The organism is Streptomyces sp. NBC_00158, assembly GCF_045160885.1.
Lineage (GTDB): Bacteria > Actinomycetota > Actinomycetes > Streptomycetales > Streptomycetaceae > Streptomyces.
Genome location: NZ_CP108162.1, coordinates 62,056 through 85,989 on the forward strand (window position 1 = coordinate 62,056; position 23,934 = coordinate 85,989).

At 72.0% G+C, this 23,934-nt stretch carries 23 protein-coding genes and 4 pseudogenes; 9 read left to right on the forward strand and 18 right to left on the reverse strand.

What is annotated here, in order from left to right; translation table 11 throughout:
• The first annotated feature begins 38 nt into the window (after positions 1–38).
• On the forward strand, positions 39–581 hold the full coding sequence (locus OG553_RS35455) for a hypothetical protein (protein WP_331727793.1): 543 nt from the start codon (positions 39–41) through the stop codon (positions 579–581).
• 143 nt (positions 582–724) lie between these two features.
• Here OG553_RS35455 and OG553_RS35460 read toward each other — a convergent pair whose 3' ends face one another.
• Positions 725–1,180 carry a DUF3592 domain-containing protein gene (locus OG553_RS35460; RefSeq protein WP_405983226.1) on the reverse strand — a complete coding sequence of 152 codons (456 nt, stop codon included), beginning with the start codon at positions 1,178–1,180 and terminating at the stop codon, positions 725–727.
• A gap of 214 nt (positions 1,181–1,394) precedes the next feature.
• Between OG553_RS35460 and OG553_RS35465 the strand changes: the two genes are divergently transcribed.
• Entirely contained in the window at positions 1,395–2,966 is a 1,572-nt protein-coding gene (locus OG553_RS35465) for an alpha/beta hydrolase (RefSeq protein WP_331727799.1), read from the forward strand.
• An 11-nt stretch (positions 2,967–2,977) separates the two neighbouring features.
• Here the strand turns inward: OG553_RS35465 and OG553_RS35470 are convergent, their stop codons facing one another.
• From OG553_RS35470 to OG553_RS35485, 4 genes and pseudogenes are all read right to left on the reverse strand, one after another.
• Positions 2,978–3,094: a two-component response regulator gene (locus OG553_RS35470; protein ID WP_331727802.1), complete on the reverse strand. Its 117-nt coding sequence runs from the start codon at positions 3,092–3,094 to the stop codon at positions 2,978–2,980.
• 286 nt (positions 3,095–3,380) lie between these two features.
• Complete coding sequence (locus tag OG553_RS35475) at positions 3,381–4,112, reverse strand: DUF2625 domain-containing protein (RefSeq protein ID WP_331727805.1); 732 nt, start codon at positions 4,110–4,112, stop codon at positions 3,381–3,383.
• Between the two features lie 255 nt (positions 4,113–4,367).
• Positions 4,368–4,613: pseudogene (locus tag OG553_RS35480) on the reverse strand (transposase); the annotation flags it as partial.
• Between the two features lie 179 nt (positions 4,614–4,792).
• Complete coding sequence (locus tag OG553_RS35485; protein ID WP_331727808.1) at positions 4,793–5,122, reverse strand: putative quinol monooxygenase; 330 nt, start codon at positions 5,120–5,122, stop codon at positions 4,793–4,795.
• Between the two features lie 59 nt (positions 5,123–5,181).
• On the opposite strand from OG553_RS35485, the gene OG553_RS35490 reads away from it, so the two are divergent.
• Positions 5,182–5,541 (forward strand): MerR family transcriptional regulator, encoded by a 360-nt coding sequence (locus tag OG553_RS35490; protein WP_331727811.1) that lies wholly within the window; start codon positions 5,182–5,184, stop codon positions 5,539–5,541.
• A 66-nt stretch (positions 5,542–5,607) separates the two neighbouring features.
• On the opposite strand, the gene OG553_RS35495 is transcribed toward OG553_RS35490, so the two are convergent.
• Both OG553_RS35495 and OG553_RS35500 read right to left on the reverse strand, forming a co-directional pair.
• On the reverse strand, positions 5,608–5,874 hold the full coding sequence (locus tag OG553_RS35495; RefSeq protein ID WP_405983227.1) for a hypothetical protein: 267 nt from the start codon (positions 5,872–5,874) through the stop codon (positions 5,608–5,610).
• Positions 5,875–5,934: 60 nt separating this feature from the next.
• Positions 5,935–7,272: a hypothetical protein gene (locus tag OG553_RS35500; RefSeq protein WP_331727814.1), complete on the reverse strand. Its 1,338-nt coding sequence runs from the start codon at positions 7,270–7,272 to the stop codon at positions 5,935–5,937.
• A gap of 107 nt (positions 7,273–7,379) precedes the next feature.
• Here OG553_RS35500 and OG553_RS35505 point away from each other — a divergent pair.
• Positions 7,380–8,132: pseudogene (locus OG553_RS35505) on the forward strand (S8 family serine peptidase); the annotation flags it as partial.
• Between the two features lie 88 nt (positions 8,133–8,220).
• On the opposite strand, the pseudogene OG553_RS35510 reads toward OG553_RS35505, so the two are convergent.
• Positions 8,221–8,640, reverse strand: a pseudogene (locus OG553_RS35510) (GNAT family N-acetyltransferase); the annotation flags it as partial.
• A gap of 284 nt (positions 8,641–8,924) precedes the next feature.
• Between OG553_RS35510 and OG553_RS35515 the strand changes: the two are divergent.
• Positions 8,925–10,148, forward strand: coding sequence for an MFS transporter (locus tag OG553_RS35515; protein WP_331727820.1), 1,224 nt, complete (start codon positions 8,925–8,927; stop codon positions 10,146–10,148).
• Positions 10,149–10,229: 81 nt separating this feature from the next.
• Here OG553_RS35515 and OG553_RS35520 read toward each other — a convergent pair whose 3' ends face one another.
• The 5 genes and pseudogenes from OG553_RS35520 to OG553_RS35540 all read right to left on the reverse strand — a co-directional run bounded on the left by OG553_RS35520 (position 10,230) and on the right by OG553_RS35540 (position 14,791).
• Complete coding sequence (locus OG553_RS35520) at positions 10,230–11,957, reverse strand: hypothetical protein (protein ID WP_331727823.1); 1,728 nt, start codon at positions 11,955–11,957, stop codon at positions 10,230–10,232.
• A 37-nt stretch (positions 11,958–11,994) separates the two neighbouring features.
• On the reverse strand, positions 11,995–12,738 hold the full coding sequence (locus OG553_RS35525) for a 2OG-Fe(II) oxygenase (RefSeq protein ID WP_331727826.1): 744 nt from the start codon (positions 12,736–12,738) through the stop codon (positions 11,995–11,997).
• Positions 12,735–13,733, reverse strand: coding sequence for an NAD(+) synthase (gene nadE / locus OG553_RS35530; protein ID WP_331727829.1), 999 nt, complete (start codon positions 13,731–13,733; stop codon positions 12,735–12,737). Before nadE ends, OG553_RS35525 begins: the two co-directional genes overlap by 4 nt.
• 371 nt (positions 13,734–14,104) lie before the next feature.
• Positions 14,105–14,248 (reverse strand): annotated as a pseudogene (locus tag OG553_RS35535) (aminoglycoside O-phosphotransferase APH(3'')-Ia); the annotation flags it as partial.
• A 42-nt stretch (positions 14,249–14,290) separates the two neighbouring features.
• Positions 14,291–14,791 carry a MarR family winged helix-turn-helix transcriptional regulator gene (locus OG553_RS35540; RefSeq protein WP_405983228.1) on the reverse strand — a complete coding sequence of 167 codons (501 nt, stop codon included), beginning with the start codon at positions 14,789–14,791 and terminating at the stop codon, positions 14,291–14,293.
• A gap of 69 nt (positions 14,792–14,860) precedes the next feature.
• On the opposite strand from OG553_RS35540, the gene OG553_RS35545 reads away from it, so the two are divergent.
• Together OG553_RS35545 and OG553_RS35550 are read left to right on the forward strand one after the other, a co-directional pair.
• A complete protein-coding gene (locus OG553_RS35545; protein WP_331727834.1) occupies positions 14,861–15,568 on the forward strand; it encodes a hypothetical protein in 708 nt (235 codons plus the stop codon).
• A gap of 5 nt (positions 15,569–15,573) precedes the next feature.
• On the forward strand, positions 15,574–16,416 hold the full coding sequence (locus tag OG553_RS35550) for an SGNH/GDSL hydrolase family protein (RefSeq protein ID WP_331727837.1): 843 nt from the start codon (positions 15,574–15,576) through the stop codon (positions 16,414–16,416).
• Between the two features lie 167 nt (positions 16,417–16,583).
• Here OG553_RS35550 and OG553_RS35555 read toward each other — a convergent pair whose 3' ends face one another.
• Both OG553_RS35555 and OG553_RS35560 read right to left on the reverse strand, forming a co-directional pair.
• Entirely contained in the window at positions 16,584–16,787 is a 204-nt protein-coding gene (locus OG553_RS35555; protein ID WP_331727839.1) for an EF-hand domain-containing protein, read from the reverse strand.
• Positions 16,788–16,950: 163 nt separating this feature from the next.
• Positions 16,951–17,607 carry a hypothetical protein gene (locus OG553_RS35560; protein WP_331727841.1) on the reverse strand — a complete coding sequence of 219 codons (657 nt, stop codon included), beginning with the start codon at positions 17,605–17,607 and terminating at the stop codon, positions 16,951–16,953.
• Between the two features lie 112 nt (positions 17,608–17,719).
• Between OG553_RS35560 and OG553_RS35565 the strand changes: the two genes are divergently transcribed.
• A complete protein-coding gene (locus OG553_RS35565; RefSeq protein WP_331727844.1) occupies positions 17,720–19,138 on the forward strand; it encodes a PLP-dependent aminotransferase family protein in 1,419 nt (472 codons plus the stop codon).
• Positions 19,139–19,325: 187 nt separating this feature from the next.
• Here OG553_RS35565 and OG553_RS35570 read toward each other — a convergent pair whose 3' ends face one another.
• Entirely contained in the window at positions 19,326–19,571 is a 246-nt protein-coding gene (locus tag OG553_RS35570) for a hypothetical protein (RefSeq protein ID WP_405983229.1), read from the reverse strand.
• A 49-nt stretch (positions 19,572–19,620) separates the two neighbouring features.
• On the reverse strand, positions 19,621–19,971 hold the full coding sequence (locus OG553_RS35575) for a hypothetical protein (RefSeq protein WP_405983230.1): 351 nt from the start codon (positions 19,969–19,971) through the stop codon (positions 19,621–19,623).
• Between the two features lie 169 nt (positions 19,972–20,140).
• Here OG553_RS35575 and OG553_RS35580 point away from each other — a divergent pair, with 169 nt between their 5' ends.
• Positions 20,141–22,150 carry a serine/threonine-protein kinase gene (locus tag OG553_RS35580; protein ID WP_331727852.1) on the forward strand — a complete coding sequence of 670 codons (2,010 nt, stop codon included), beginning with the start codon at positions 20,141–20,143 and terminating at the stop codon, positions 22,148–22,150.
• Positions 22,151–22,361: 211 nt separating this feature from the next.
• On the opposite strand, the gene OG553_RS35585 is transcribed toward OG553_RS35580, so the two are convergent.
• Complete coding sequence (locus OG553_RS35585; protein WP_405983231.1) at positions 22,362–23,831, reverse strand: MFS transporter; 1,470 nt, start codon at positions 23,829–23,831, stop codon at positions 22,362–22,364.
• Positions 23,832–23,934: the final 103 nt, after the last annotated feature.

Sequence of the window (23,934 nt, forward strand, 5' to 3'; positions counted from 1 at the left end):
GGCTTTCCCTTGCCGCCCGGGGCCACGCGGACCCCGAGGTGGCGCTCCAGTACGCCTCCTCACCGAAGCCGGGGCCCGTCGCCGGGGTGTCCTGGGCGGACTCCGGAGCGGGCGCTCGGGCCCAGCCACACCTGGCGCCGGGCGTGGTGGCCCTGCTGGCCGCAGACGAGGACGAGTGGGTGCGGCGCACATCGGCCGAGTCGTGCGAGGACGCGCCGCACGAGCTGCTCGTGGGGCTGTACGCCAAGGTGCGGGACCGGTACTGGCCGGGATACCGCAACCACCGCAACTTCGCCCGGCCCGGGTTGGCCCGGTTCGCCGACGACCCCAACCCGCGGCTGCGGCACGCCGCGTTGGACGACCCGGAGGCCGGGCCGGAGCTGGTCCTGCGGCTCGCCGACGACCCTGAGGTGGGTGGCTGGGCGGTGCGCGACCCCAGGCTGCCCTCCGACGAACTGCTCCAGCGGCTCACCCTGCCGGCACATGCCGCGGCCGCCGCAGGCAATCCGGCACTGCCGGTGGCGGTCATGCACCACCTGCTGGACCTCGCCCGAGCACGCCGGCCCCAGGTGAGCGGCTGACGCACGGCTTGCAGGGCGGCCAGCCTGCCGTCCAGCGAGAGCCCTACCACCTCGGCCAGCGCCGTCAGGGCCGTCAGGGCCGTCAGGCCGACGCAGCGTCACAAGATCCGCGACAGAGCCGGATCCCGTGGACGTCCGCGCCCTTACGACAGACCTCCCAGGGCGAACCCCAGCCCCGTCGCGACGAACAACGCGCCCATCGCGCTGAACAGCCACCAGAAGCCGGTGCCCTCGGCCGGGAGGGTCCAGCGCGACGGGTCCGCCTGGTCGTACCGGACCTCGACGCGGGCACCGACGGGAAGGGTCCTGTCCTTGGGCCGAGCGATGCTCGTCCTGGTTTCCATCGCGCGGCCGTCGCCCGTGCTCCAGGTGATGACCGGGTAGTACACGGTGGTTCCGACGCTCCGGCTGGTGCTGACGGCGTCCGAGGCCGGCGCGATCCGGGTCTCCTCGAGGCGTGTCACCACGCCCTGCGCGGTGCTGCCCTCCCTCAGCAGGAACCGGACGCGTCGGATCTTGAGGGAGGCGACGACGCCGATGACCGACCCCGCGGCGGTGAAGAGCGATGCGAAGAGCCAGAGGATCTGGGAAGGGGACACGGGGTCGTCTCGATTCTGGAGCCGGAGGACTCCTGACAGCATGCCAGTGCGGCGGTCTCCTCCCGTAGGAGGAGGCCGGACCGGGCCGTAGGTCCCGGACCAGGAGTGGATGGGACCGGGGTCCTCGTGCCCTTGGGCGATGTGCCGTACCAGGGCGGGTTCCTAGCCTCGGGGCATGCGATCACACGAAGCGGACGATGCTCAAGGAGACCCCGTGACCCATGTCAGCCCCGCCGCACGCCGTGCCTTGGCCGTGGGCCTCGCCCTCGCCGCCTGCCTCACGTCCTCCCCCGTCCTGGCCACGGCCGCCGAGCCCCCCGCCCAGGACAGCTCCGGGGCCGGACTGGACCGGTACTACCGCCAGCACCTGGGCTGGGGCAGCTGCGTCAAGGGCCCCGACGACACCACGGGCCGCGATCTGGACCGGGCAGGCGTGCAGTGCGCGGACGTGACCGTGCCCCTGGACTACGCCGACCCCCGGGGACGCACGATCACCGTGGCGATCTCCCGGCTCAAGGCCACCGACACCCGCCACCGCATCGGCGCGATCCTCCTCAACAACGGCGGTCCGGGCGGCCCCGCGCTCCAGTCCCCGCCGCAGGCCCGCGCGTCGATGAAGGAGGTCGGCGCGCGCTACGACATCGTCGGCTTCGACCCGCGCTTCATCGGGCGCAGCACCCCGCTGGACTGCGGCTTGCCCGTCGGCATGACCTGGCTGTCCGCCGGCACCGGCCGGGCGGGCTTCGACCGCCAGGTCGCCCTGCAGAAGAGCCTGGCCGACAAGTGCCGGGCCACCGACGCCGCGGTGCTCCCGCACGTCACCACCCGCAACACGGCCCGCGACATGGACGTCATCCGCGGCACGCTCGGCGAACGGAAGATCTCCTTCCTGGGCTACTCGTACGGCACCTACCTGGGCACGGTCTACACGCAGATGTTCCCCGGCCGCCACGACCGGATGGTGCTGGACGGGGCGATCGACCCGAGCGACTACCGCCCCCGGCTGCTGAAGGGCACCGAGCGCGAGAACGAGAAGGCGCTGTCCGACTGGGCGGCCTGGGCCGCGGAGCGCCACGACGCCTACGGCCTCGGCCGCAGCCGCGCCGAGGTGCTCGCCGCCGTCGACCGCATCGTCGCGGCGGCCGCGCGCGGTCCGCTGACCATCGGCGCCGGCTCCGATGCCTTCCGGATCGACGACAGCCAGGTGCCGCTCCTCGTCTTCTCGGGCATCGCGGACGACACCGCCCCGGCGCGGGCGTCGTTCGGCGAGCTGATTTCCGTTCTGGCCGAAGCCGCGGAGGGCCGGCCGACGACGGTGCCGCCGGCGCTCGTCCCGGAGCTCCGGTACGTGCTGCGCGGTGAGGGCGAGCCCACCGGCGCGCAGTCCGCCGTCATCTGCGGGGACGTGGCCGCCGAACGCGATCCCGAGCTCTACTGGCGGGACATCGAGCGCAGCCGCGCCGCGCACCCGCTGTTCGGCGCGCTGACCAACAACATCAACCCGTGTGCCTTCTGGGACTCGCCGCGCGAGGAGCCCACCAGGGTGCGGCACGATGCCCCCGCGCTGATCGTCGCCGCCACCGGTGACCCGCGTACGACGTACAAGGGAAGCGTCGCGCTGCACGAGCAGCTGCCGAGCTCCAGGCTGGTCACCCTGGAGGGCGCCAACCGGCACGCCCTCTTCGGGCGGTACGGGAACGCGTGCGTGGACGACCAGGTGAACCGGTACCTGGCCACGGGCAAGCTGCCGGCGAGGGACCGGACCTGCGTCAAGCAGGCGGGGTAGCGGCCCGCGGTTCACGTTCCGAGTGCGCGGGCGCGGGCGCGGGCCAGCAGCACTCTGCGGTCGTTCGTCGCGGGCTTCGCGAACACCGGCTTGAGGTGGTCCCGCACGGTGTGCTCGGAGACGGACATCCGGCGGGCCACCGTGTGGCCGGCCCGCCCTTCGCCGGGCCCCGCGGGGGCGTTCCCCCGTCGCGGATCGGGCCCATGGCCCCGCGGCACGGCCGGAGGACCGAGCGCCGTCCTCAGCCCGCGGCCCCGGCCGAGCCCTGGCCGAAGGGCGGAACGTCGTCCACCATCCCGTCCAGGCGCAGCCGCTTGAACCGCGACGACCGTGCACAGCCGGCCGTGCTCGTCGTGGCGGCCGAGGAGCAGCCAGCCCCACCTCCAGGCCCTCCAGGCCCAACAGTGAAACCAGTCACGTGTCGCCCAGGAAACCCGGATCGGACGGCCCCATCTGCCGGGCGAAGTCCGCTGCGACTCCGAGTACCTCGCGCATCGGCACAGGTCGCCGGCTGGTGGCCGCGAGATCGGCGTGTGCTTCCTCGGACCACAGGAACGGATACACGGAAAGACCTTGCTCAAATGCCAGTGCCGCGGCCTCCTCGCGCCAGCCGGGCCAGCGCAGTCCGTCGTAGAACGTCTCCAGCCTGCCCGAGAGCAGCCAGGAGACCCACCCGGAGTGGCCCATCTCCATCTCCTCCCACTCCAGGGTGTCGGGAGCGAAGTACGTCATCTGACCGGGTGCCCCAGGGCGGCCCGCTGCCGAGGGATCGCCACCGTTCAACGCGAAGACCCCTCCGACGATGTCGTGGCCGACGACAAGACCCGTCACGGGATGCCAGCCAGGATCGAAGTCCGTGGGGAAGCGGTTGACCTGCGCCAGACTCAGGAGCCGCCCATCCGCAACCGAACCAGAACCCCCGCCGAACACTCGTAGCCACCCGTCGTCCACGAGCAATCCGCCGGTGTGCAACGCCAGTGCACCCAGCACCGATCGCCCGGTGACCTGCATCTGCAGGAGGCACCGGCGGCCCTCGTCGATGTCTCCGGGCAGCACTTGAACCGGTACTGAGCTCGCCCTGAGAACCCCCTGCAGCTCCGGCCACGCCGGATCGTCCACATTGACCAGCTCATCGATGCCTCGCATCCGACGATGGTCGCACCTTCCGGTATCACCTCATCGTGTGGGCTGGACCGCGCTCACGCGAAGGCCGGGGCGCCGGGCCGGGCCGCGATTGTCTGCACTTGGCGCCTCATGGGCGTGGTCGTCGTTCCTGTCGCTCCTGGATGAGCCGTTCCGTTCGCGTGGCGGCTGTTTCTGCTAGCGGCGGCTCTGTGGGGAAGGCGATCGATTCATGGAACGGGGTGCGCGCCAGGAGGCGATGGTGGAGCTGGCCGAGCATCCGGTCGGGCGACGTCTGCCGGAGGCCCGCGTGATCGGAGCCGAGCCGGTGTACGCCTTCGGCCTTCCCGCTGTGGCGAACCGGCTCCTGTCGTCACCGATCTCGCCCAGAACGCGGGCACCGACCTGAGGGCCGATCCCGGGAAAGCTCAGCATGATCACGGCGTCCGGGTGTGAACGAAAGGCCTCCTCGGTGGCCCGCACCAGGTCATCAACCGCCTGACAGGCAGCGTCCTGCCGGAGCAGCCGACCGGACCACGCACGTCCTGCCCTGGGCCGGACAACGCCGCCCCGCAGCGATGGTCGTCACTCCGCAGCCTTTCGCGTCCACGGTGGCCGATTCACCAATGGATCTTGCTTCGATCGCGGGGCCTGAGTCCTGCTCCACCCAGTTCGCCGCACAGGGCCTGCCGCGGGCGTCCGCCTCAGGCGGCAAGCGGTTCGGCCTCGGCGTACGGGCTGAGCATGGTGTCGAAGTAGCCCTCCGGCGCTCCCTCCAGGAAGGTCGACAGGTTTTCCAGGAAGGCGCGCAGCGGGGGCGTCGCGTTGTGCCGGTCCAGGTCTTCCTGGGAACGCCAGACCTCGTACAGGAAGAAGCGGCCGTCCTCGTGCTCGTGGAGGTGGTACTGCAGGTTGCCGGGCTCTTGACGGGTGGGTTCCACGAAAGAGGAGAGGATGCGCCGGACCTCGTCCGCACGCTCCGGCCTGGGTCGCAGGAAACCGCAGAGGGCTATGGGGCGATCTGTGTTCGTCATGCCCCTCACGCTAAGATCTCACACCGATGTGAGGTTCAAGGGGTTGTGAGGAGCACCACATGAAGATTGGCGAGCTCGCCGCCGCGACCGGCACATCCGTCCGACTGCTGCGCTACTACGAGGAGCAGGGCCTCCTGGAGTCCTACCGCCTCGACAGCGGCCACCGCCGCTACGACGACAGCGCCCCCGCCGTGGTCCGGCGCATTCGCGCGTTGCTGGACGCCGGCCTTCCGAGTCGGGTCATCCGCGACCTGCAGCCGTGCATCGGCCAAGACGGCACGGTCGCCGGATGCAAGCTGGCGACCCTCCAAGAGCACCTCCGGGGTCTGGACGACCGGATCTCCGCATTGTCGGAAACCCGCACCTCCCTGGCCGGGCTGATCTCCGCCACCCAGGCCCGCGAGTCGACGCTCGCGTAGGACGCCACCACTACTGCCGTCCGCGGCGGCGCCGAGCATCGACTTGGCCTGGGCGAACCGTCGCTGTCACAGCGGCTGGCGGGTGCCGTCGGTGCGGACCGGGTGGAGGGCGACGGCGTCGTCCATGACCGGGTGGGGGGCGGCCGGAGCGGGTCCCGGCCCAGCCGGTGCGGCGTTCGTCGATGACGAGCAGCAGGTGCCGCCGGCCCCGAGCTGGAGGAGATGTCGCTGGACAACGTCCCGGCCGACTACGCGGCCGCGATGCGCCAGGCCTGGCGTCCCCAGGTGCGGTACGGGGTACAGCTCGACGTGCGCGGCGCACGCTCCGATCACTTCGGAACCGGCTCCTCCGGACGCCCTTTTCCGGCCCAGGTGCCTCGGCGTCCCTCCAGGTCAGGCGAAGCGGCCGCTGCGCACGGGGCCCGAGGACCTGACGGGGTCCCGTGGCCCGTCCGCCCACAGCCCGGCCGCGCGTGCGGCGAACGCGGCCAGTGCCGCGTCGGGGTCGTCCGGTGTCCCGCCGTCGCCCTCCGCCGGGGCGGGATCCGCCGCCAGGATCGCCTCCGCGAGCTCCTCGGCGCTCCGGCCGTCGGGCTCCCCCCGCTCCGCCCGGCCGTCTTCGGTGAGCCGCAGGCCGGGCTCCCAGGGAGCGGTCACGTTCTGCACCAGCAGGGTGCAGAGGTCGGCCGTGGCTCCCGGCGTCTCGGTCCAGCAGGTGGCGTGCTCGAACAGCAGCTCGCCCGGCGCCCGCTCCCCGAGCGCGGCCACCGTGCCGGGGTCGCACGCGGTCAGGTCGTACGCGACGACCAGCGCGTCCGGAGTACCGGGCCGGTACGGGGAGGCCGGGACGCCCAGCAGGCGTGCGGCCGCCAGACCGAGCGCCCGGCTGCCGCGGTCGGGCAGCAGAGCGACGGACGCGGGCGTGCGGCCGGTGGCCTCCAGGACCGTGCGCAGCCGGTGCAGGCCGTGCCGGCAGGAGTCGAAGTCGTCCTGCAGGTACGCCCAGCGGCCGGTCATGCCCTCCTCGAACCCGTGCGGGGAGAGGGTGAGGAGCAGGCCACCGGTCAGCACGTAGTGCCAGCCGCGCAGGTCCTGGAGGCCGGTCGGCGGCAGGGCCGCGGCACGGTCGAGCATCCGCCCGGCCCGTCGGCCCGGTCCCGCCCAGACCCCCTCTGGCGCCGACAGGCCGCCGAACACCTCCCGGGCCGTGTCGGTCCGGCCGGCCATCAGCGCGTTGTAGACCGCCAGATAGCGGTCCGGCCAGTCGGCCAGGAGGGAATCGTGTTCCCGCAGCAGCGCCAGCGCGTCGGCGTGCCGCTCGACCCGCTCCAACGCGGTCACCAGCTCCAGGAGCACCCGCCGCGGCCCGAGCCCCGTCCCGGCCCTCGCCTTGGGCCTGCGGCGGAACAGCCCGGTACGTCCGGGCGCGGCCGCCGGCTCCAAGGTCAGGCCGAACGCCGCCCGCAGCGCGGGAACGGCCAGCGCGGGAAGCCCCCGTTCGACGCAGGCGTAGCCGAACCCGTACAGCCGCTCGGCCTCCGCGGGCCGTGCCGCCAGCTCTGCCGAGGCCTCGGCGAGATCCGTGTACCCGGCGCCTTCGGCCAGTCCGGCCACCAGCGGGGCGATCTCTTCGGACGTGAGCTCTTCGGCGACGGGCAGCAGGGTCCGCATCGACCCCTGGGGGTCGCCGGATTCGAAGAGTTCCCAGGCCTTGGACAGTTCGGTGGTCATGTGTCTCCGGTGATCGGGGGCAAAATCCCCAGGATGATCGCTGCTGTCGGCCCGGACGGGCAACCCGTTTTGCACGTGCCCCTCGAATCCATCGTCAATAAATCCGAGCGGTGGACGGCGGCTTCGTCGTCATACTCGACACGTCCGCGAACAAGGAGGACCTGGCGAAGAAGTACGGAGGCCGGCTGGAGCGCTCGTACGGCTCCTCCGTCAACGGCTTCTCCGCCTCCGGACTCACCGAGAAGGAGGCCAAGCAGCTCGCCGCCGACCCCGCAGTCGGCACGGTCGCGCAGAACAAGCGCTTCACCGTCAACGAGACCCAGCCCCCCGTCCTGGGGCTCGACCGGATCGACCAGACCGGGACGGCCGGGGACAAGAAGTACACCTACCCCGACAACGGCGGTGCGGGAGTGACCGCCTACGTCATCGACACCGGCGTCAGGATCTCGCACCAGGACTTCGGCGGCCGGGCCGCCCGCGGCTTCGACGCCGTCGACAACGACGACAGCGCCGACGACGGCAACGGGCACGGGACCCACGTGGCGGGCACCATCGCCGGCACGGCGCACGGGGTCGCCAAGAAGGCCAAGGTCGTCGCCGTGCGGGTGCTCGACGACAAGGGGTCCGGCACCACGGAGCAGGTCGTGGCGGGCATCGACTGGGTGACGGAGCACCACTCCGGCCTGTCGATGGCCGCTCCGCACGTCGCGGGCGCCGCGGCCGTCCACCTCGGCGGGCACCCTTCGGCGACCCCCGCCGAGACCGCCGGGGCGCTGACCGGGAAGGCGACGCCCGGGGCGATCAAGAACCCGTCCGCGGGCACCGCCAACAAGCTGCTGAAGGTGGCGCCGGCGCCGTAACGGCCGACCGCACCGTGCGCGGGGCCCCTCGCCCGTCCCTCACCGGGACGCGGCGGGGGGGTCCGCCCTCATCCCGCGGCGCCGCGCGCGGCCGTCGCACCATGAAGACGTCGACCGGGTCCTGGACTTCCACGGTGAACCCGTGGCGCTCGTAGAGCCGCCGGGCGTCGCTGCCCTGGAGGACGTTCAGACGGACGGGTGCGGCATCGGCGTCAATCCGTTGCAGCAGCCGCTCCAGCACGGCCGATCCGAGGCCCCGCCCCTGGTGGGCCGGAGCGAGGTAGAAGTGCTCCAGCCACCACCCCTCCCCGTCCGGGCGCACGGTGACGCAGCCCGCGAAGGAACCTTCGGCCGTGATGACCGAGGTGTGCCGGGGGGAGAAGGAGTCCCGCAGCCGCTGCCGGACCCGGTGCTCGTCGTACCGTCCCAGCCGTTCCAGGTCCGGGCGCATCACCGCTGCCCGCAATTCCGCGATCGCCTCGACGTCCGAGGGCTCCGCGGGGCGCAGCGCCCACTCCACGGGACGCCTCCCCCCGGCCCCGGGCGCCGGAACCCCGCCCGGCGGAATCCGGTCCGCCCGCGTACCCGCCCTCGTATCCATGGCCGGAGTATCTCAACGGCCCCGTGACCGGCCGCGCGCACCTCGTCGTACTCGTTGCCGGTGTGGTGTGAACGCAGGTGTGCGACATCGTCCTTGTGACGCGAGGGTGATGTCGCAGGCCTGCCAGCCCCCACCGCCCGGTGCCTGTTGAACTGATCACGCAACCACAGGCCCTGCACGGGACGGAATCCATGCCCTCGACGAACACCACCGCGCGTCACTCCGGCGAAGCCGGCTTACCGGCTCGGTCACCCCTGAGCGGGTGGCCGGCCGTGACTGCGGTCACGCTGGGGATCTTCTCCATCGTCACGACCGAGATCCTGCCGATCGGCCTGCTCACCACGATCGGCTCCGGCTTCGCCGTCTCCGACGGGACGGCCGGGCTGATGATCACCATGCCCGGACTTCTCGCGGCCGTCTCCGCACCCGTGGTCACCGTGGCGACCTCGCACGTCGACCGCCGTCTGATGCTGTGCGTGTTCACGCTCCTGCTGGCCATGGCGAACTTCCTGGCCGCTGCGGCATCCGACTACTGGCTGGTCCTGGTCTCCCGCGTCATCGTCGGCATCGTCATCGGGGGCTTCTGGTCGATCGGCGCCGGACTGGCCGAGCGTCTGGTGCCCGCGGCGTCGGTCGGCCGCGCCACGTCCGTGATCTTCTCCGCAGTACCGCTGGGCTCCGTGCTCGGCGTACCGGCCGGCACGTCCGTCGGAAGCCTGGCCGGCTGGCGCACGGCCTTCGTCGTCATGGGGGTCCTCGCAGTCGGCGTACTGGTCATGCTGCTCCTGGTCATGCCGTCGCTGCCGCCCGACCGGACGACCCGTCCGAGCGTGCTGCGCAGCACGCTCAGGGGTGTCAACACGCGTTTCGCGCTGCTGTTGACCTTCCTCGCCGTGCTGGCGCACTTCGGGACCTACACCTACGTCACTCCGTTCCTGGAGCACGTCACCGGTGCCGGCTCGCGACTGATCACCGTCTCCCTGTTGGTCTACGGTGCCGCGGGAATCGCCGGCAACTTCCTGGGCGGAGCGGTGGTCACCCGCCACCCCCGGGCCACCTTCGGTCTCGCCGCCGGCATGATCGCGGCCGTCACCCTGCTGCTGCCGGTCCTGGGGCGTTGGCAGATCGGAGCCGTCGCCCTGTTGGCCGTCTGGGGCGTTGCCTACGGCGCCGTCCCCGTCTCCTCCCGGACGTGGTTCGCCAAAGCGGCCCCCGACGCGCCCGAGGCGGCGTCGGTGCTGTTCACCGCTTCCTTCCAGATGACGATCTCACTCGGCGCGGTGGCCGGTGGTGCCGTCGTGGACCGGACCTCCCCCTCCACGGTCATGACCCTCGGCGGTCTCGTCGCCGTGCTCGTGATCGTGGCCGCATGGGCGCACTCCGCCCGCCGTCTGACATGGCCGGACAACGCCTGACGGCCCGCGGAGGCCCCGAGCGCTCGTTCCAGCGGGCGGCTCGTGCGTTGATGCCCCTTCCCGGGTGGGGTCGAGGCCGGTTCAGGCATCCTGTCCTGCTCGGCCCGGCGGGTTCCTCAACATCTGACGGGGATCCGATCCCCCGGAGAAGGGAAGCTCCGCGGTGCGGCGCCGGTACGCGTCGCACACGGCCGACAGGAGTGCTCCGTCCCGGTACCCGAGACCGTGGAGGAACCTGCGCACGGCGGCGGACGCGTCGCCCACGCGCAGGCCCGTCCTGCCGAAGAAGACCGCGTTCGCCGCCCAGATCCGGGAGCCCAGGTCACGGACCTCGGCCGGGGGGATGGAGGCCCGTGAGGTGAGATCGACGAAGGGCGGCAGATATGGCGCCCGGGTGATGACACCGTCTGCTTGCTGGACCACCAGCCCGCTGTCGTCGGCGCCCACGAGGAGGTCTCTCAGGTCGATGAGATCCACCGGCCGGGGGGCGTCCGGCGTGATCTCGGACATCAGGGAGATGGTGCGCTCCACCTCTATCCCGGCCTGTTCGAGCAGCGCCGAGGCGTACTCCATGCTGGCGCCCGTCCAGATGTCGTCGTCCATCAGGACGACCGATTTCGCCGAGATCTTCGCCACCTGTTCGCTCGGGGCGGGCCATCCCGGGCGCGCCACCATCGCGTGCGGGCGCAGTTGGCCGTCGGAGGGGAAGAACAGGCGCGATATCCCGAGCCGGTGGGTCGCGGGGGTCGACGGGTCCAGCGAGACGACGGTGTTCTCGGCGCAGAGCCGCGCGGCCACGTCCCGCTGCTCCTCGTGGTCGAGGAGATCGACACGGACGGGTCGGCCTCCCGGGCCGTTGAGGGCGGCCCTTATGCCCGTGAGGACGCCGTCCCTGAACTCGGCCAGGGCGGGTTCGAGGATTTCCGCGGGAACGGACGCACGCCAACGCCGGGCGGCCCAGGCCAGGTCGTCCCGCACCGCGTACCGGCGCGTGGCCCGGGAGCCGGCGTCGGCACCGGGTCGGCCGGAGGGACCGCCCGTGGTGGGGGCGGCTGCCGCGGCACGGAGTTTCGTGGAGGACATGAAGGCCGATCCCGGAAGGCCGGGACTGGTGAGCACCCTTTTCGTGCGCAGGGCGGGTGCCATCCCGGGGTCGTCGAGGACTGCTGCCACCCGGGTTTCGTGGCCTCCTCGTGCGACGATCACGCACCGGCCGCGCCGGGCGAAGCATCGCGCGAACTCGGAGTTGTCGGCCCCGACGACGAGCGCGACGTCGCACGCTCGGTCCCATGTCCGGCGGAGGTGGTTCTGCAGGCGGAGGAGGACCGTCGTGAAGTTGACCGGGTTGGCCACCCACTGGGATTCCCAGGGGCAGGCCGTGATCCAGTCGTACGAGGTCGTCTGCCGGCGGATGAGTGCGAGCCGCTCGTCCGCGGGCAGCGCTTCACGGCCCAGCTTGGCCGAGACGTAACGGTCGTGACTGGGTGAAAGGTAGGCTCCGGCGACGTGGTCTCCGTTCGCTTCGAGCGCGCGGCGTGCGCTCAGGAGCATGTCCAGGTGCCCCTGGTGGAGCGGCGAGAACGCTCCGGTGGCCAGCAGGACCACGGGGCGGGAATGGTCCGGACTCCTGGTCAGCTTGTGGGTGGGCGTGCAGAAGAAGGGGGTGCCGGTCGTCTCGTGCAGGTCCGCCCGGGTCGATCCGTCATCGAAGTAGCCGGTGATCCGCAGCATCGATTCGCCCCACTCCGTGATCACGTCCCGGTAGAAGGGGTCGCGCCGTGCGCGAGCGGCTTCCTCGGACACGGTCATCGGCGGTGGGAGCACCACGCACGGTCGTTCTCTTGTGCTATTGGGCGTCTGTCGGTTCATAGAGCACATCGGTTCTGAGGATGGTCTTCGTGCCTTCGGCCAGGGGGGCCGAGTCGTGGAGCGTGCGGTGCCAGAAGAGGAGCGCGTCGCCCGGTTCGGGACGGTGGGCGGCCAGTACCTCGTCGGGCTCGGCGGTTCGGGACCAGTCCGCGAAGTCGCGCTGCGCGAAGGGCAGGTCCTTCTGCCGGTCCGCGATGAACCGCGTCTCGCCGCCGGTCCCCCGGTAGGACAGGTAGAGGACGACGGACAGGAGTGTTCGCGTCCCGTCCGGGGCGAAGTAGGGCGCATCGTAGTGCGGTACGAGGAGCCCGCCACGCTCGTACCTGATGAACCTCATGCGCGGGTTCACCGCGACCGGGCGCCATGCCCTTCCTTCCGTATCGGTCGGATCGTCGGGGCCCGCTTCGAGCGCCAGGCACGACTTCAGCCGCCGGTAGAGCTCTGCCGCCAGGGCGCCGGAGTCCGCTGTGGCGCGGAGGGAGCCGATCGGATCGCCCTGCGCGTAGTGCGCGAGGATTCCGTCACGGCCCGTGGGTACGAAGCGCTGGGCGGCGAGCTCGGCCGTGAGGAGCCCGGTCTCGGACGGGGTGAGGAAGTTCTTGATCACCTTGGCGGGGGTTCGGGGAACCTCCGATACCTCAGGAGTCCACGAGTCGTCGGCGGTGATGCCGCGCACCGTGCCCCGGGAGAGAGTGAAGGGGTTGACCGCCGTTCCGCTCATCGTCGGCCCTCCGTCCGGGCGGATTCGGTGCCGTGGGTCCAGCCGCCCGGAACGGCGGCGGGCAGTACGTTGAGGTGTACGGCCGGGCTGCCGGCCTTGTACTTGTGCGCGTTGAAGGAGTGGAGGCGTTCCAGGCGCGCGGCCAGCTCGTCGAATTCGAGGCGGGCGGCCTCGGGCCATTGGGCTTGCCGTGATTCCCTCCGGGCGGCCGGGGTCGTGAGCCAGTCGAGGTAGAGCTCGACGAAGTCGTACGAGGTCCCGAAGACCGCTTCGTCGGGGCGCCCGTCGAACATGTCGCCCGTGGGAACGGCGTCGATGACGGAGCGGGGCAGTCCGAGGTGGCGGGCCACCGCGTACACCTCACTCTTGTGCAGGTCGCTGATGACCTGGACGTCGACCATGGCGTCGGACGCCTTGCCGAAGAAGCCCAGGTAGGCGCCTTCGTCACGATTGGTGGTTCCCAGCACGACCGGGGAATGGCCGAGCTCGGAGAGCGTGCTGGCGGTGTAGTAGAAGGCCGGAGTCCGTATGTAGCTGGCCAGCTGTCCCGAGGCCCAGTTCGCGCCGGGTCGTTGCAGGTCCGCGTCCACTGCGCTCTTGAGCGTGGCATGCGCCGCGGTCAGGTCCACCACCACGGGAGTGAGGTCCAGGGAATCGCACACCTCGCGGCCGCGGGCCATTCCCTCGGTCTGCCCGGTGGCCGCGGAGGTGTCGTTGATCGGAGCGAGGACCGGAACGATCTTCACCAGCGGCGAGTCCGTGCTCCTGCGGGCAGCTTCGGCGACGGCCAGCACGACTGCCGAGTCGATGCCGCCGGACATGCCCACGACCACGGCGTCGAGGCCGTTCCGCTGCAAGTAGCCGTTCAGGACGCGGCACTTCTCGCCGACGTACGCCGCCGCGTCGAACGCCCGGAGGGAGCGGACCTCGGACAGGTGGGCGGAGAGGGCGGGGTGCAGGACGGAGGACGGGGGCGGCGGACTGGCGTGGCGCATGGGACGTTCCTAGCGGGGCGGGTGGGGTGGGGAATGGGTCGTGATCGCGTCATATCCGCACGGCCTGCTGCGGGTTGGAACGCCCGGCGCCGCCCGGTGAGTGGAGGGCGCGAGGACGAAGTGCGATTATCGTCATCATGACGAGAATAAACGGAGGGGCACCTCAAGGCAAGCGGCGTCCCGCCGGCCGGACCGTCTTCAGACCTCCGCGCGCCACGGGGAACGACGCAATCACCGGATCGTCGGTTCGACTCCGCCGCGGTGGAATGCCGAGCAGTGGTCCGCCGAGGCGCACCGGGCCCCAGTGGACCGCGGCGGCCCCGAAGGTCCCGGAGGGGTAAGCCCCAGGCGGGCGCGGCGAGGTGGAGGTGGAGGTGGAGGTGGAAGCGCAGTCGTTCCCGGTCCGGGGTGATGCCGTAGCCCTCGGCGAACGCCGTGCCTGCGGCCCGCGCCCGCCCCTCGTCCGTCCACGTCTCGCGCGCATCGACCAGCAGCAGCGCCAGGTCGGCGCAACGGCCGCGAGGGCGCGGATGAGACCGTCGGCGCGGGCGCGGCGCTCAGCCGCGGCCGCGGTAGCCGGGGTGGACCCCCGGCGTCAGCTCCTGCTGCGCGGCGACGCGTTCGAGGAGGCCGGCGAGGAGCGTGCGCTGCTCCGGGTCGAGGGCGGCGAGCAGGGCGTCCTCGTGGGCCGCGGCCGCGCGGGAGACGGCGCCGAGCGTGCGCCTGCCCTCCGCCGTGAGGTGGAGTTCGTGGTTGCGGCGGTCCTCGGCGCTGCGCCGCCGTTCGACGAGGTCCTTGCCCTCCAGGCCGTCGATCAGTGCGACGACGCGGCTCGGCACGACGCCCAGGTCCTCGGCGAGGGCCCGCTGGCTGCGCCCCGGCTGACCGGCGACCATGCGCAGCAGTCCGACGTCGGCCGGGGTCAGTCCCAGGTGGCCGACGCGTTCGGCGAAGCGCCCGGCGGCGTGCGCGCCGATCTGGGCGAGGAGGAACGCGGCTCCGCGCGGCCCGGTGGCCGGGGCGGGATCCGTCGAACGTGGTTGCCGCGGGCTGTTCACCCGCCTATCGTAAGCCACGAGAAATGATTCTCCACAGTGAACGATTCTCATCAGAGAACGGATTGTGCCGTGACTGCCACCACCACCGCCCCGCAGACCCGCAACCGCCGCGACCCGCAGGCCGGGCCGCCGCCCGGCATCCTCGCCGTGGTGTTCACCGCCCTCTTCCTCGCCGGACTCGTGCTCAGCACCCTCCTCGCGGACGGGGACACCTTCCCCTCGCCCTTCGGCCCCGCCGCGACGGCGACCGCCTACTTCCGAGACCACAGCGGTGCGGTCCGCGCCTCCGGCGCCCTGCAGTTCGCGGCCTCGGTGCCCCTCGCCATCTACGCCGCGACCGTCTCGGCGCGGCTGCACAAGCTCGGGGTCCGCGCCCCCGGCGCCACCATCGCCCTCGCCGGTGGCGTCCTCGCCTCGGCCTTCCTCGCCTGCTCCGGCCTGGTCACCTGGGTACTGTCCCGCCCGGAGGCGGCGGGCAGCGCCGAGGCCGTACGGGTCCTGCAGTACGTGGCCTTCGGGCTCGGCGGACCCGCCCACGTGGTCCTGCTGGGGCTGCTGATCGCCGGGATCGCCGTACCGGGGCTGCTCGCCGGCCTGCTCCCGCGCACCCTGGCCGTGACGGGCCTGGCCATCGCGGCGGTGGCCGAGCTGTCGACGCTGGTCCTGCTGGCCGACGGCGCCGCCCCGCTGCTGCCGGTCGCCCGGTTCGCCGGTCTGCTGTGGCTGATCGCGGCCGGGTTCCTGCTGCCGCGCCGACGCGTCCGTACGGAGGGCTGACCGCCATGACGAACTCCTCCTCCAGCGCCCCCGCCCCCGCCCAGGACCCGGCGGAACGAATGCTCCGCTTCCACCAGCCCGAGAAGGTCCTGCGCCACCTCGGCCCGGCCCCCGACGAGGCCGCGCTCGCGGCCCTGTTCGGCCTCGACCCGGCCGGCTACCGGACGCGCCTGGACCGGTTCGAGGAGCGCAACCGGGAGGCCGCCGCCGCCCTCGTGGCCGCGCCGGGGGCCGCCGCGCGCCTGGCCGCACTGCCGTTCCGGCCCGGCGAACACGTCGTGGCCGTCGGGGAGAGCACCACCGCCGACCGGCTCTCCTGGTTCGAGATCCTGCGGCACCTGGTCCCGCAGGGCGTCCGCTGCACCAACCTGGCCGTATCCGGTAGTACGACGGCCCAAGCCCTGGCCGGCCTCCCGCAGCTCACGTTCCAACGGCCCGACTGGGTGCTCTGCATGCTGGGGGCGAACGACGCCCAGCGGCTGGACGGGATCCCGCTGGTGGCCGCCGCGGAGACCCGCCGCGCCCTGCGGTCCCTGCGCGACCTGACGGTCCGCCGGACCGGGGCGCGGTGGATCTGGCTCACCCCGCCCGGGGTCGACCCCGGGCGCGTCGCGCGGTACGTGCACTTCCGGCGGGCGGGGCTCGGCTGGGATGCGGCCGACCTCGACGCCGTCGCCGAACTCCTGCTCGCGGAACCCGAGGTCACGGTCGACACCCGGGCCGCCGCGCACGGCCACACGGAGGAGGACGGCGTCCACCTCACCCCCGTCGGCCAACAGCGCGTCACGGCGGCCGTGCTCGACGCACTGGGGCCGGGCGGGCCTGATGCCGTAGAGGCCGCGCAGTGAGTCGGCCGGCACCTCCAGGACCGTGGCCGGGGGCCTGGGCAAGCCGTCCTCCCACGGGTGGCCCGCCCAGGTTGCCCTGGGCTTGCCCGGCCGCTCAGGCTTGGACGGCGGCCGGCTCGTCCCACACGGACGCAGCCGCCCACCTCGCAGCCCGGTCAGGCCCTCTGCTACTTCAGCAGGGTGCGGAACTCTTCGAAGTCGAGGACCCCGTCGTGGTTCACGTCGGCCGCCATGGCCTTCTTGACCTCTTCGGCGAGGTGCCCCTGGGCGCCCTCGGCCTTGAACCCCTGCGCCAGCTCGACGATGCTGATCCGCCCGTCGCCGTCCGTGTCGATCTCGGCGAACAGCGCCCTGAGCTCGGCCTCGTTCATGACATACCTCTCTCGCGTTCACGGGCCCCGAAGGCCCACATGCCCCACCACCCTGCCACACCGTCAACATCACGCTGACGGGCGGGCGACGGGCCGCCGAGGCTGCGGAGTCCGGGCGGGCCCCGGGCGGGACAGGCCCGTACGTTGGAACGCGTGCTGAGGGTCAGGGCTGCCCGGAGGCCGAGCGCCCCGTCCGCGGCGTCGGTGCCGTGGGGAGGACGACCGTCACGCGGGGGAGGAAGTAGCCGATCAAGGGGCCCAGGAGCAGGGCGACGAGGACGGTGCCGACGCCGACCGTGCCGCCCAGGAGCCAGCCCACCGCCGCGACGCAGACCTCGATGGCGGTGCGCACCACGGCGATCGGCCGGCCGGTGAGGCGTACGAGGCCGGTCATGATGCCGTCCCGCGGCCCCGAACCGAACTGCGCGCCGAGGTAGAGGGCGTCGAAGAAGGCGAGGGCGACGAGGCCGAGGGCGAGGTAGCCGGCCTGGGCGGGCAGTCCGTGCGGGCTGGGCAGCACGGCGGCGGTGGCGTCCGCCGCGAAGCCGACGACGGCGACGTTGAGGAGCGTGCCGGGGCCGGGCATCTCCCGCATGGGTATCCAGGCGAGGAGCACGAGGACCGCGATCAGGTTGGTGGCCCAGCCGAAGGAGATGCCGAGTGTCCGTGCGGTGCCCTCCGTGAGGACGTTCCAGCTGGCCGCGCCGAGTCCGGACTGGACGAGCAGCATGACGGAGGCCCCGTATCCGGCCAGGCCGACCAGGAGCTGCGGGATGCGACGGGCTTTGCGTCCCGCGCGGATCCGATCCGTGAAACCCATCCGTGGGGAGGCCGGTCTTGGGGAAGCGAGGGGAGGAGCTGAAGGTGCCATGCGGCAACCTTCGTGGCCTCTGGACCTGGATTCCATAGCCAGATTGACTAGGCTGGCTCGGGTGAAGACCAGTTCGCACGCGACCGCCCGCATGCTGGGGACCTGGCAGGAGGGGGCCGGGCCCGCGCACCAGCGCCTCTCCGACCGGCTCCGGCTGCTCGTTCTGGACGGCCGCCTCTCCCTCGGCACCGCCCTGCCGAGCGAACGCGACCTCGCCGCCGCGCTCGGCACCAGCAGGACCACGGTGGGCGCCGCGTACCGCACGCTGGTCGAGGACGGCTACCTCGCCACGCGGGCCCGCGCCAGGGCGACCGTACGGCTGCCCGACGACACACCGCCCGAGGAGGTCGCACGTACCGGCGCCGGCACGGACCCGGCGGTCATCGACCTGTCGATCGCGGCCCCGCCCGCACCCGTCGAGATCCTCCACGCCGCCTTCGCGACCGCGCTCGAACAGCTGCCCAGGCACCTGGACAGGCACGGATACGACCGGTACGGAACCGCGGAGCTGCGCGAAGCCGTCGCCCGCTGGTACGAGCGGCGCGGCCTGCCCACGGCGCCCGACCACGTCCTGATCACCAACGGGGCGCAGCACGCGGTCGCCCTGCTGACCCGTGCCCTCGTCTCGCCCCGCGACAAGGTGCTGATCGAGCACCCGACCTACCCGCACGCGATCAAGGCGTTCACCGAGGCGCGCGCCCGCCTGCTCCCCGTGTCCGTCGTACCGTCCGGCTGGGACGTCGAGCAGTTCCTGGCGGCGGGCCGCACCGCGCGTCTCGCCTACCTGATCCCCGACTTCCACAACCCCACCGGGTCGTGCATGCCCACGGCGGTGCGCCGCGGTCTCAGGCTGGCCTGTCCCACCGTCGTCGACGAGACCCTGACCGACCTCGTCCTGGACGGAGGACCGGGCCCGGAGCCGTTCGCGATGCACACTCCCATGCCCGGGCCCACGGTCATCTGCGTCGGCTCCGTGTCCAAGAGCATCTGGGGCGGCCTGCGCATCGGCTGGATCCGTGCGGTCCCGTCCCTCCTGAAGCGCATCGAGCAGATCCGGCCGGCGACGGACCTCGGCACCCCGGTGGTGGAGCAACTCGCCACAGCCGTGCTGCTCAACGGGCGCCAGACCCGGCGCTCCGGCGGGCTCGCGCGGCTCGCCACCCAACGGGACGCCCTGCGTGAGGCGCTCGCCGAGCACCTGCCCGAGGTCCACGTACCCCGGGCCGCAGGCGGCGTGACGCTCTGGGCGACCTTCCCCGAGCCCCTCAGCTCGCGGCTCGCAGCCGTCGCGCCCGACCACGGAGTGGTCATCGCGGCCGGCCCGCGGTTCGGGGTCGGCGGCGCGTTCGAACGCAACGTCCGGCTGCCCTACACACTCCCCGCCGACCAACTGGCCGAGGGGGTACGCAGGCTCGCACAGGCCGCACAGGCCCTCGGGCGCGGCAGTACGGGGGCCCACGCACCGGCGCCGGTTGCCTAGGAGCGCTCGCCCCGCGCGGGTGAGCTCGCACGGCGGTGGGCTCGGGCCACTGGGACCGTCCCCCTCGTGTGCCGGTGCGCGTACCGCTGCCTCCGCCGTCCGATGGGCCGACAGCCCCAGGACCTCAAGGTCCCGCCGGCGGATCCTCACAGCGGCGAGGCAGGCAGGTCCTGAGCACACAGGGTCCTCAACGGCTGCTCCCGACCGGCACGGTGACCGCGTTCAGGGCGTACATGCTCCCGTCGCTGCCGCCGACGTACACCTTCAGCCGCCTCACGCTTGCCATCGTGCTCCCGTCGAGCAGTTCGCCGAGCGCGTCTGCGTCCTCGGGGGTGGTACAGCCGGGGGCGCGGTCTTCCCCGGCCGGGTCCTCGGCCAGGTCCGGCGCCACGTCCTCGAACCGGACCGTCCGGGACCGGGACCCTGCAGACACTCCCAGCCGTGTGTCACCCGATCGGGCCGGCTCCCGTTCCCGCCGCCGGTCATGGACTTGCGGCACTGTCCGTCTCGGGCAACGGACCGTTCGTGAGAGATGACGACGGCATTCCTTCGGTGTCCGCGACGACGGTCAATCGGTAGGCAAGTCGGCGGCACGCCTGTGCGAGTTCGGGTGGGTGGAGGTCGGTGAGTTCGGTGTCGAAGGTGGCGAGGATCCCGGCGATGCCGGCCCAGGACCAGGCGCCGAGTGTGAGCCGGCAGTGCTCGGTGTCGAGGTGTTCGACGACCGAGCCGCTCGGTGCCCAGCGGGCGACGATGCCGGCCGGCAAGTTGAGTCGGGCACTGCCGGTGCACTCCCAGGCGGCGGGGGCGTCCCCGCGCTCGTGACTGCTCATGACGAAGTGAGCGAGGTCGAGCCGCACTACGTGAGACGCCAACGCATCCGAGCGATCTTCGTGCGTACGATCCGCTGCTGACCAGCAGCAAGGACTGGGCGGGCACGCCAGCATTGCGCCCGCCCAGCCCGTTCTCCATACCCACGCACATGATGAGAAGGAAGTCCTCTTGAGCACTGTCGGCTCCGGGCGGGTTCTGTCTGCCCGCCCCGGTGACCCGTCCCGGGTCGGGCCCTACCGCATCATCGGCCGTCTCGGCACGGGCGGCATGGGTGTCGTCCACGCCGGTCTCGATCCCTCCGGGGTGCGGGTCGCGGTCAAGGTCATCCACGCGGCGCAGGCCGAAGACCCGGAGTTCCGGGCCCGGTTCCGGCGCGAGGTCGCCCTCTCGGCCCGAGTGCAAGGGCCATGTCTGATACCGCTGCTGGCCGCCGACCCCGAGGCCGCCTCCCCCTGGCTCGCGACCGAGTACGCACCCGGCCCCACCCTGAACCAGCACCTGGCCGGCCGAGGCCCCCTCACGGGAGGGATGCTGTACGCGTTCGCGACCGGCACCGCGCATGCCCTGGCAGCCATCCACCGGGCAGGGGTCGTGCACCGCGATGTGAAGCCGCAGAACGTCATCCTCACCCCGGCCGGTCCCCGAGTCCTGGACTTCGGCATCGCCCACGCTGCCGACGGCACCTCCGTCACCCGCACCGGCATGATGACCGGCACCCCCGGATGGATCAGCCCCGAGCACTACCGCACCGGCAGCGCAGGCCCCCCGGGCGACGTGTTCGCCTGGGCTGCGCTCACCGCGTACGCCACCACCGGCCGCCTCCCCTTCGGCAACGGAGCACCCGACGTCCTCGCCTTCCGGATCATGTCCGCAGACGCCGACCTCGAAGGAATCCCCGACGCGCTCGCCGACATCCTGAAGCGCGCCCTGGTCAAGGACCCCGCCGAACGCATCACGGCGGCCGGAGCGGCAGAGTTGTGCCTGCCGCTCCTGGCGTCCCAGGCCACGCAGGTCGTCCGTGCCGGGCACGTCCCCATGACGCGCATCGGTGACCTCATGGCCGACAACTGGGACATGCCCACCTCGGACGATCCCGCCTGGAGCCTGCCCGCCCGATCCCGCAAGCGTGTGACCGGCATGGTCGCCGGGGCCGCCGCGCTCATCGGCGCGACGACCGGCGCGACGCTCGCCTACCTTCCTGCCGACGCCAAGCCCACGGCAGGCACCGCCATACCCGGCAAGACACCCATTGCGAGCAGCACGGGCAGCGGCAGCGGCAGCGGCAGCGGTGAAGGCGGCAGTACAGGCGGCCGGAACACTCCTGCCGCGCCCGCAGGGACCGGCGGAACTGGTGATGCGAGCATTCAGGATCCCAGCTACACGGGCGCGGGCAGCGCGTTCACGAAGCGAGAGAACACCTTCGGCGACGCCAGCATGTACACCGCGACCCGGCCCGCATCCACGGCGGCCGAGAAGAAGGCAGCCGAGGACATCAGTACCAGGACGGCCGCCTACTTCACCACGAAGGGCTGGACAGACCGGGGTGTCAGCGTGCAGTTCAGCGCCAACGCCCAAGGCGTCGTGATCAGCCCGGCCCCGGCACGCAAGTGGGAGTACGGCGAGCTCCAGTTCTTCCAGTCCGCCGCGAAGAGAGCCACGTGCACGGTGCTGGCGGGGCGCATCAACGGCGACAAGAGCTGGCCGTACGGCAGATACGTGGTGACCGCCGACCGCAACGGCGGAAACGCGGGCGACGTGCAGGGGTTCGGCGACGACACAAGCGACTGTGCCGGGCTGGAGAAGTTCGGCGGTGACATCGAAGGGTTCTCCGCAGCGACGATCCCCTCGGTGCCGGGCGATGAGATCCGGGTGGCGGACCGTACGGCGAAGGGCATTCGTGACTCGTGGACGAAGGGCGGCGGGTATGCCGTGCCGGAGGACTTCATGACGGCGGGTTTCGACCCGGTGTCCAAGACCATGTACATCTGGACGCATGACGACACGTGGGCACTGAAGTACAAGGAAAGCTTCAAGAGCGTGGCCGGTGTGGTGGCGTGCCGTGAGTGGAAGGGCGTCAACTACGGCGAGTGGCCGTACACCCGGTACGTGGTGGCCACGGTGCGTGGCGCGAATGGCGGTCCGGAGTTCCTCGGGTCCGGCACCTGTACCGAGGACTGACACCCTCGAGCCCGCAAACTGAACCGGCTGCCGAGTCGGTCTGACGGTGGACCGGGCTCGATGTGCTGATCCTCGCGGACGACGGACTCACAGTCCTCCCGCCGGACATCGGGCAGCTCCACCGGCTGAAGACCCTGGACCTGGGGCACAGCACACTGCTTGCGGGCGTCGCTCCCTCCCTGGGCCGAGATCAGTCGCCGGAGCAACCGGCTCAGGCCGTCTGCTGCTGCCGTGGCAGCATCGATGCCGCCAGCGCGCCGACCAGCACCCCGAACGTGACGAGCAGCGCGGTCACGAAGATGGCGTGCGCAGAGGAACCGGGCGGCTGGCCGTCGGCCGCGCCGAGGTACACGCTGCCGTACGCCGCGACGCCGAGGACCTGCGCGATCTGCGCCGCGGTCGTCATCACGCCGCTCGCGTCCGCCGCGTCGGCCGGCTCGACCTGAGCCAGCGCCACGGTGAGCAGGGGGCTGGTGACGTAGCCCATCCCGATGCCGACGACCAACTGCAGCGCCGGGAGCTCGATGCCGCCGTGGCCGCCCGAGCGCATGTCGAAGCCGATGGCCGCGTAGCCGACGGCGGCGAACACACACGCGGTGGCGATCATCCGCCGGCGGAGCCGCTCGGGCACTTTCTGCCAGGTGAGACTGCCGGTCGCGACGCCGATGGCGAGCGGCGCGAACGTCAGACCGGTACGGGTCGCGGACTCGCCGAGTCCTGACTGCATGTGCTGCGAGAAGGCGAACAGGAAGCCCGCGTACCCGCCCATCGCGAAGAAGTTCGCGGACGCTGCCGTCACCAGGCCGGGCGTCCTCAGAACCCGGCCCGGCACCAGCGGCACCCCGCCGCGGCGCGCGACGGCACGCTCGACGAGGGTGAACACCACGAGCGCGGGCACCGAGGCGAGCAAGGAGATCCTCATCCACAGCGGCCAGTTCCGCTCGTGGCCCATGACCAGCGGCACGACCAGCAGCAGGAGCGCCGCGGTCAGTGTGATCAGACCGGGAACGTCCAGGCCCTTGGGCTTCGGTGGCTTCCCCCGCGGCAGCAGCCGCAGTCCGGCGATCGCCAGTACCACTCCCACCGGCACGTTGATCAGGAACACCGGACGCCAGCCGGTGCCGAAGAGATCCGCACTGACCAGGAGGCCACCGGCGACTTGCCCCGTTACGACGCCGAGTCCGATGACCGCCGCGTACAGGCTCAGCGCGCGGGCCCGCGCGGCCCCTTCGAAGCTCAGCTGGATCAGGCTGTAGATCTGCGGCATCATCGTCGCCGCGCCGGCGCCCTGCACCACGCGGGCGCCGATCAGGGTCGCCGGGCCGGGTGCCAGACCGCAGGCGAGGGAGGCCGCGGTGAAGGTGACGAGTCCGAAGAGGAACATGGCCCGGAAACCGTTGCGGGCCCCCAGACGGGCGCCGGTCACCAGCAGCGTGGCGTACGCGACGGTGTAGCCGGAGACGATGAGCTGCAGCGCCGAGCCGGTGGTGCCGAAGTCGGAGCGGATGGCCGGTGTCGCGACGTTGACGATGGTCGAGTCGAGCAGGGCCATGAAGACGGCGCCCAGCATGACGACCAGCATGCGGTTGTTCCGGCGCCGCCGTACAGCGGGGTCGGGGGCCGGTGGCACGCTGCCCTGAGATGGGGGTGTGACGGTCCGGGTCTGTTTCGTCTGACTCATGCCGGTGATGATCCTGGCGGTCCCATGGGCGTGCCAGACATCCAGTGATCCCGGTACCAGGAGTATCCGGCTGCGCTGTTCGGCCGTCCTGCACACTGGGGTG

Coding starts and splice junctions, on each gene's coding strand:
- OG553_RS35470 (WP_331727802.1), bottom strand. CDS start 3,094: ATGTCCGTCTCCGAGCACACCGTGCGGGACCACCTCAAGCCGGTGTTC.
- OG553_RS35475 (WP_331727805.1), bottom strand. CDS start 4,112: ATGCGAGGCATCGATGAGCTGGTCAATGTGGACGATCCGGCGTGGCCG.
- OG553_RS35485 (WP_331727808.1), bottom strand. CDS start 5,122: ATGACGAACACAGATCGCCCCATAGCCCTCTGCGGTTTCCTGCGACCC.
- OG553_RS35490 (WP_331727811.1), top strand. CDS start 5,182: ATGAAGATTGGCGAGCTCGCCGCCGCGACCGGCACATCCGTCCGACTG.
- OG553_RS35500 (WP_331727814.1), bottom strand. CDS start 7,272: ATGACCACCGAACTGTCCAAGGCCTGGGAACTCTTCGAATCCGGCGAC.
- OG553_RS35515 (WP_331727820.1), top strand. CDS start 8,925: ATGCCCTCGACGAACACCACCGCGCGTCACTCCGGCGAAGCCGGCTTA.
- OG553_RS35520 (WP_331727823.1), bottom strand. CDS start 11,957: ATGACCGTGTCCGAGGAAGCCGCTCGCGCACGGCGCGACCCCTTCTAC.
- OG553_RS35525 (WP_331727826.1), bottom strand. CDS start 12,738: ATGAGCGGAACGGCGGTCAACCCCTTCACTCTCTCCCGGGGCACGGTG.
- nadE (WP_331727829.1), bottom strand. CDS start 13,733: ATGCGCCACGCCAGTCCGCCGCCCCCGTCCTCCGTCCTGCACCCCGCC.
- OG553_RS35550 (WP_331727837.1), top strand. CDS start 15,574: ATGACGAACTCCTCCTCCAGCGCCCCCGCCCCCGCCCAGGACCCGGCG.
- OG553_RS35555 (WP_331727839.1), bottom strand. CDS start 16,787: ATGAACGAGGCCGAGCTCAGGGCGCTGTTCGCCGAGATCGACACGGAC.
- OG553_RS35560 (WP_331727841.1), bottom strand. CDS start 17,607: ATGGGTTTCACGGATCGGATCCGCGCGGGACGCAAAGCCCGTCGCATC.
- OG553_RS35575 (WP_405983230.1), bottom strand. CDS start 19,971: ATGAGCAGTCACGAGCGCGGGGACGCCCCCGCCGCCTGGGAGTGCACC.
- OG553_RS35585 (WP_405983231.1), bottom strand. CDS start 23,831: ATGAGTCAGACGAAACAGACCCGGACCGTCACACCCCCATCTCAGGGC.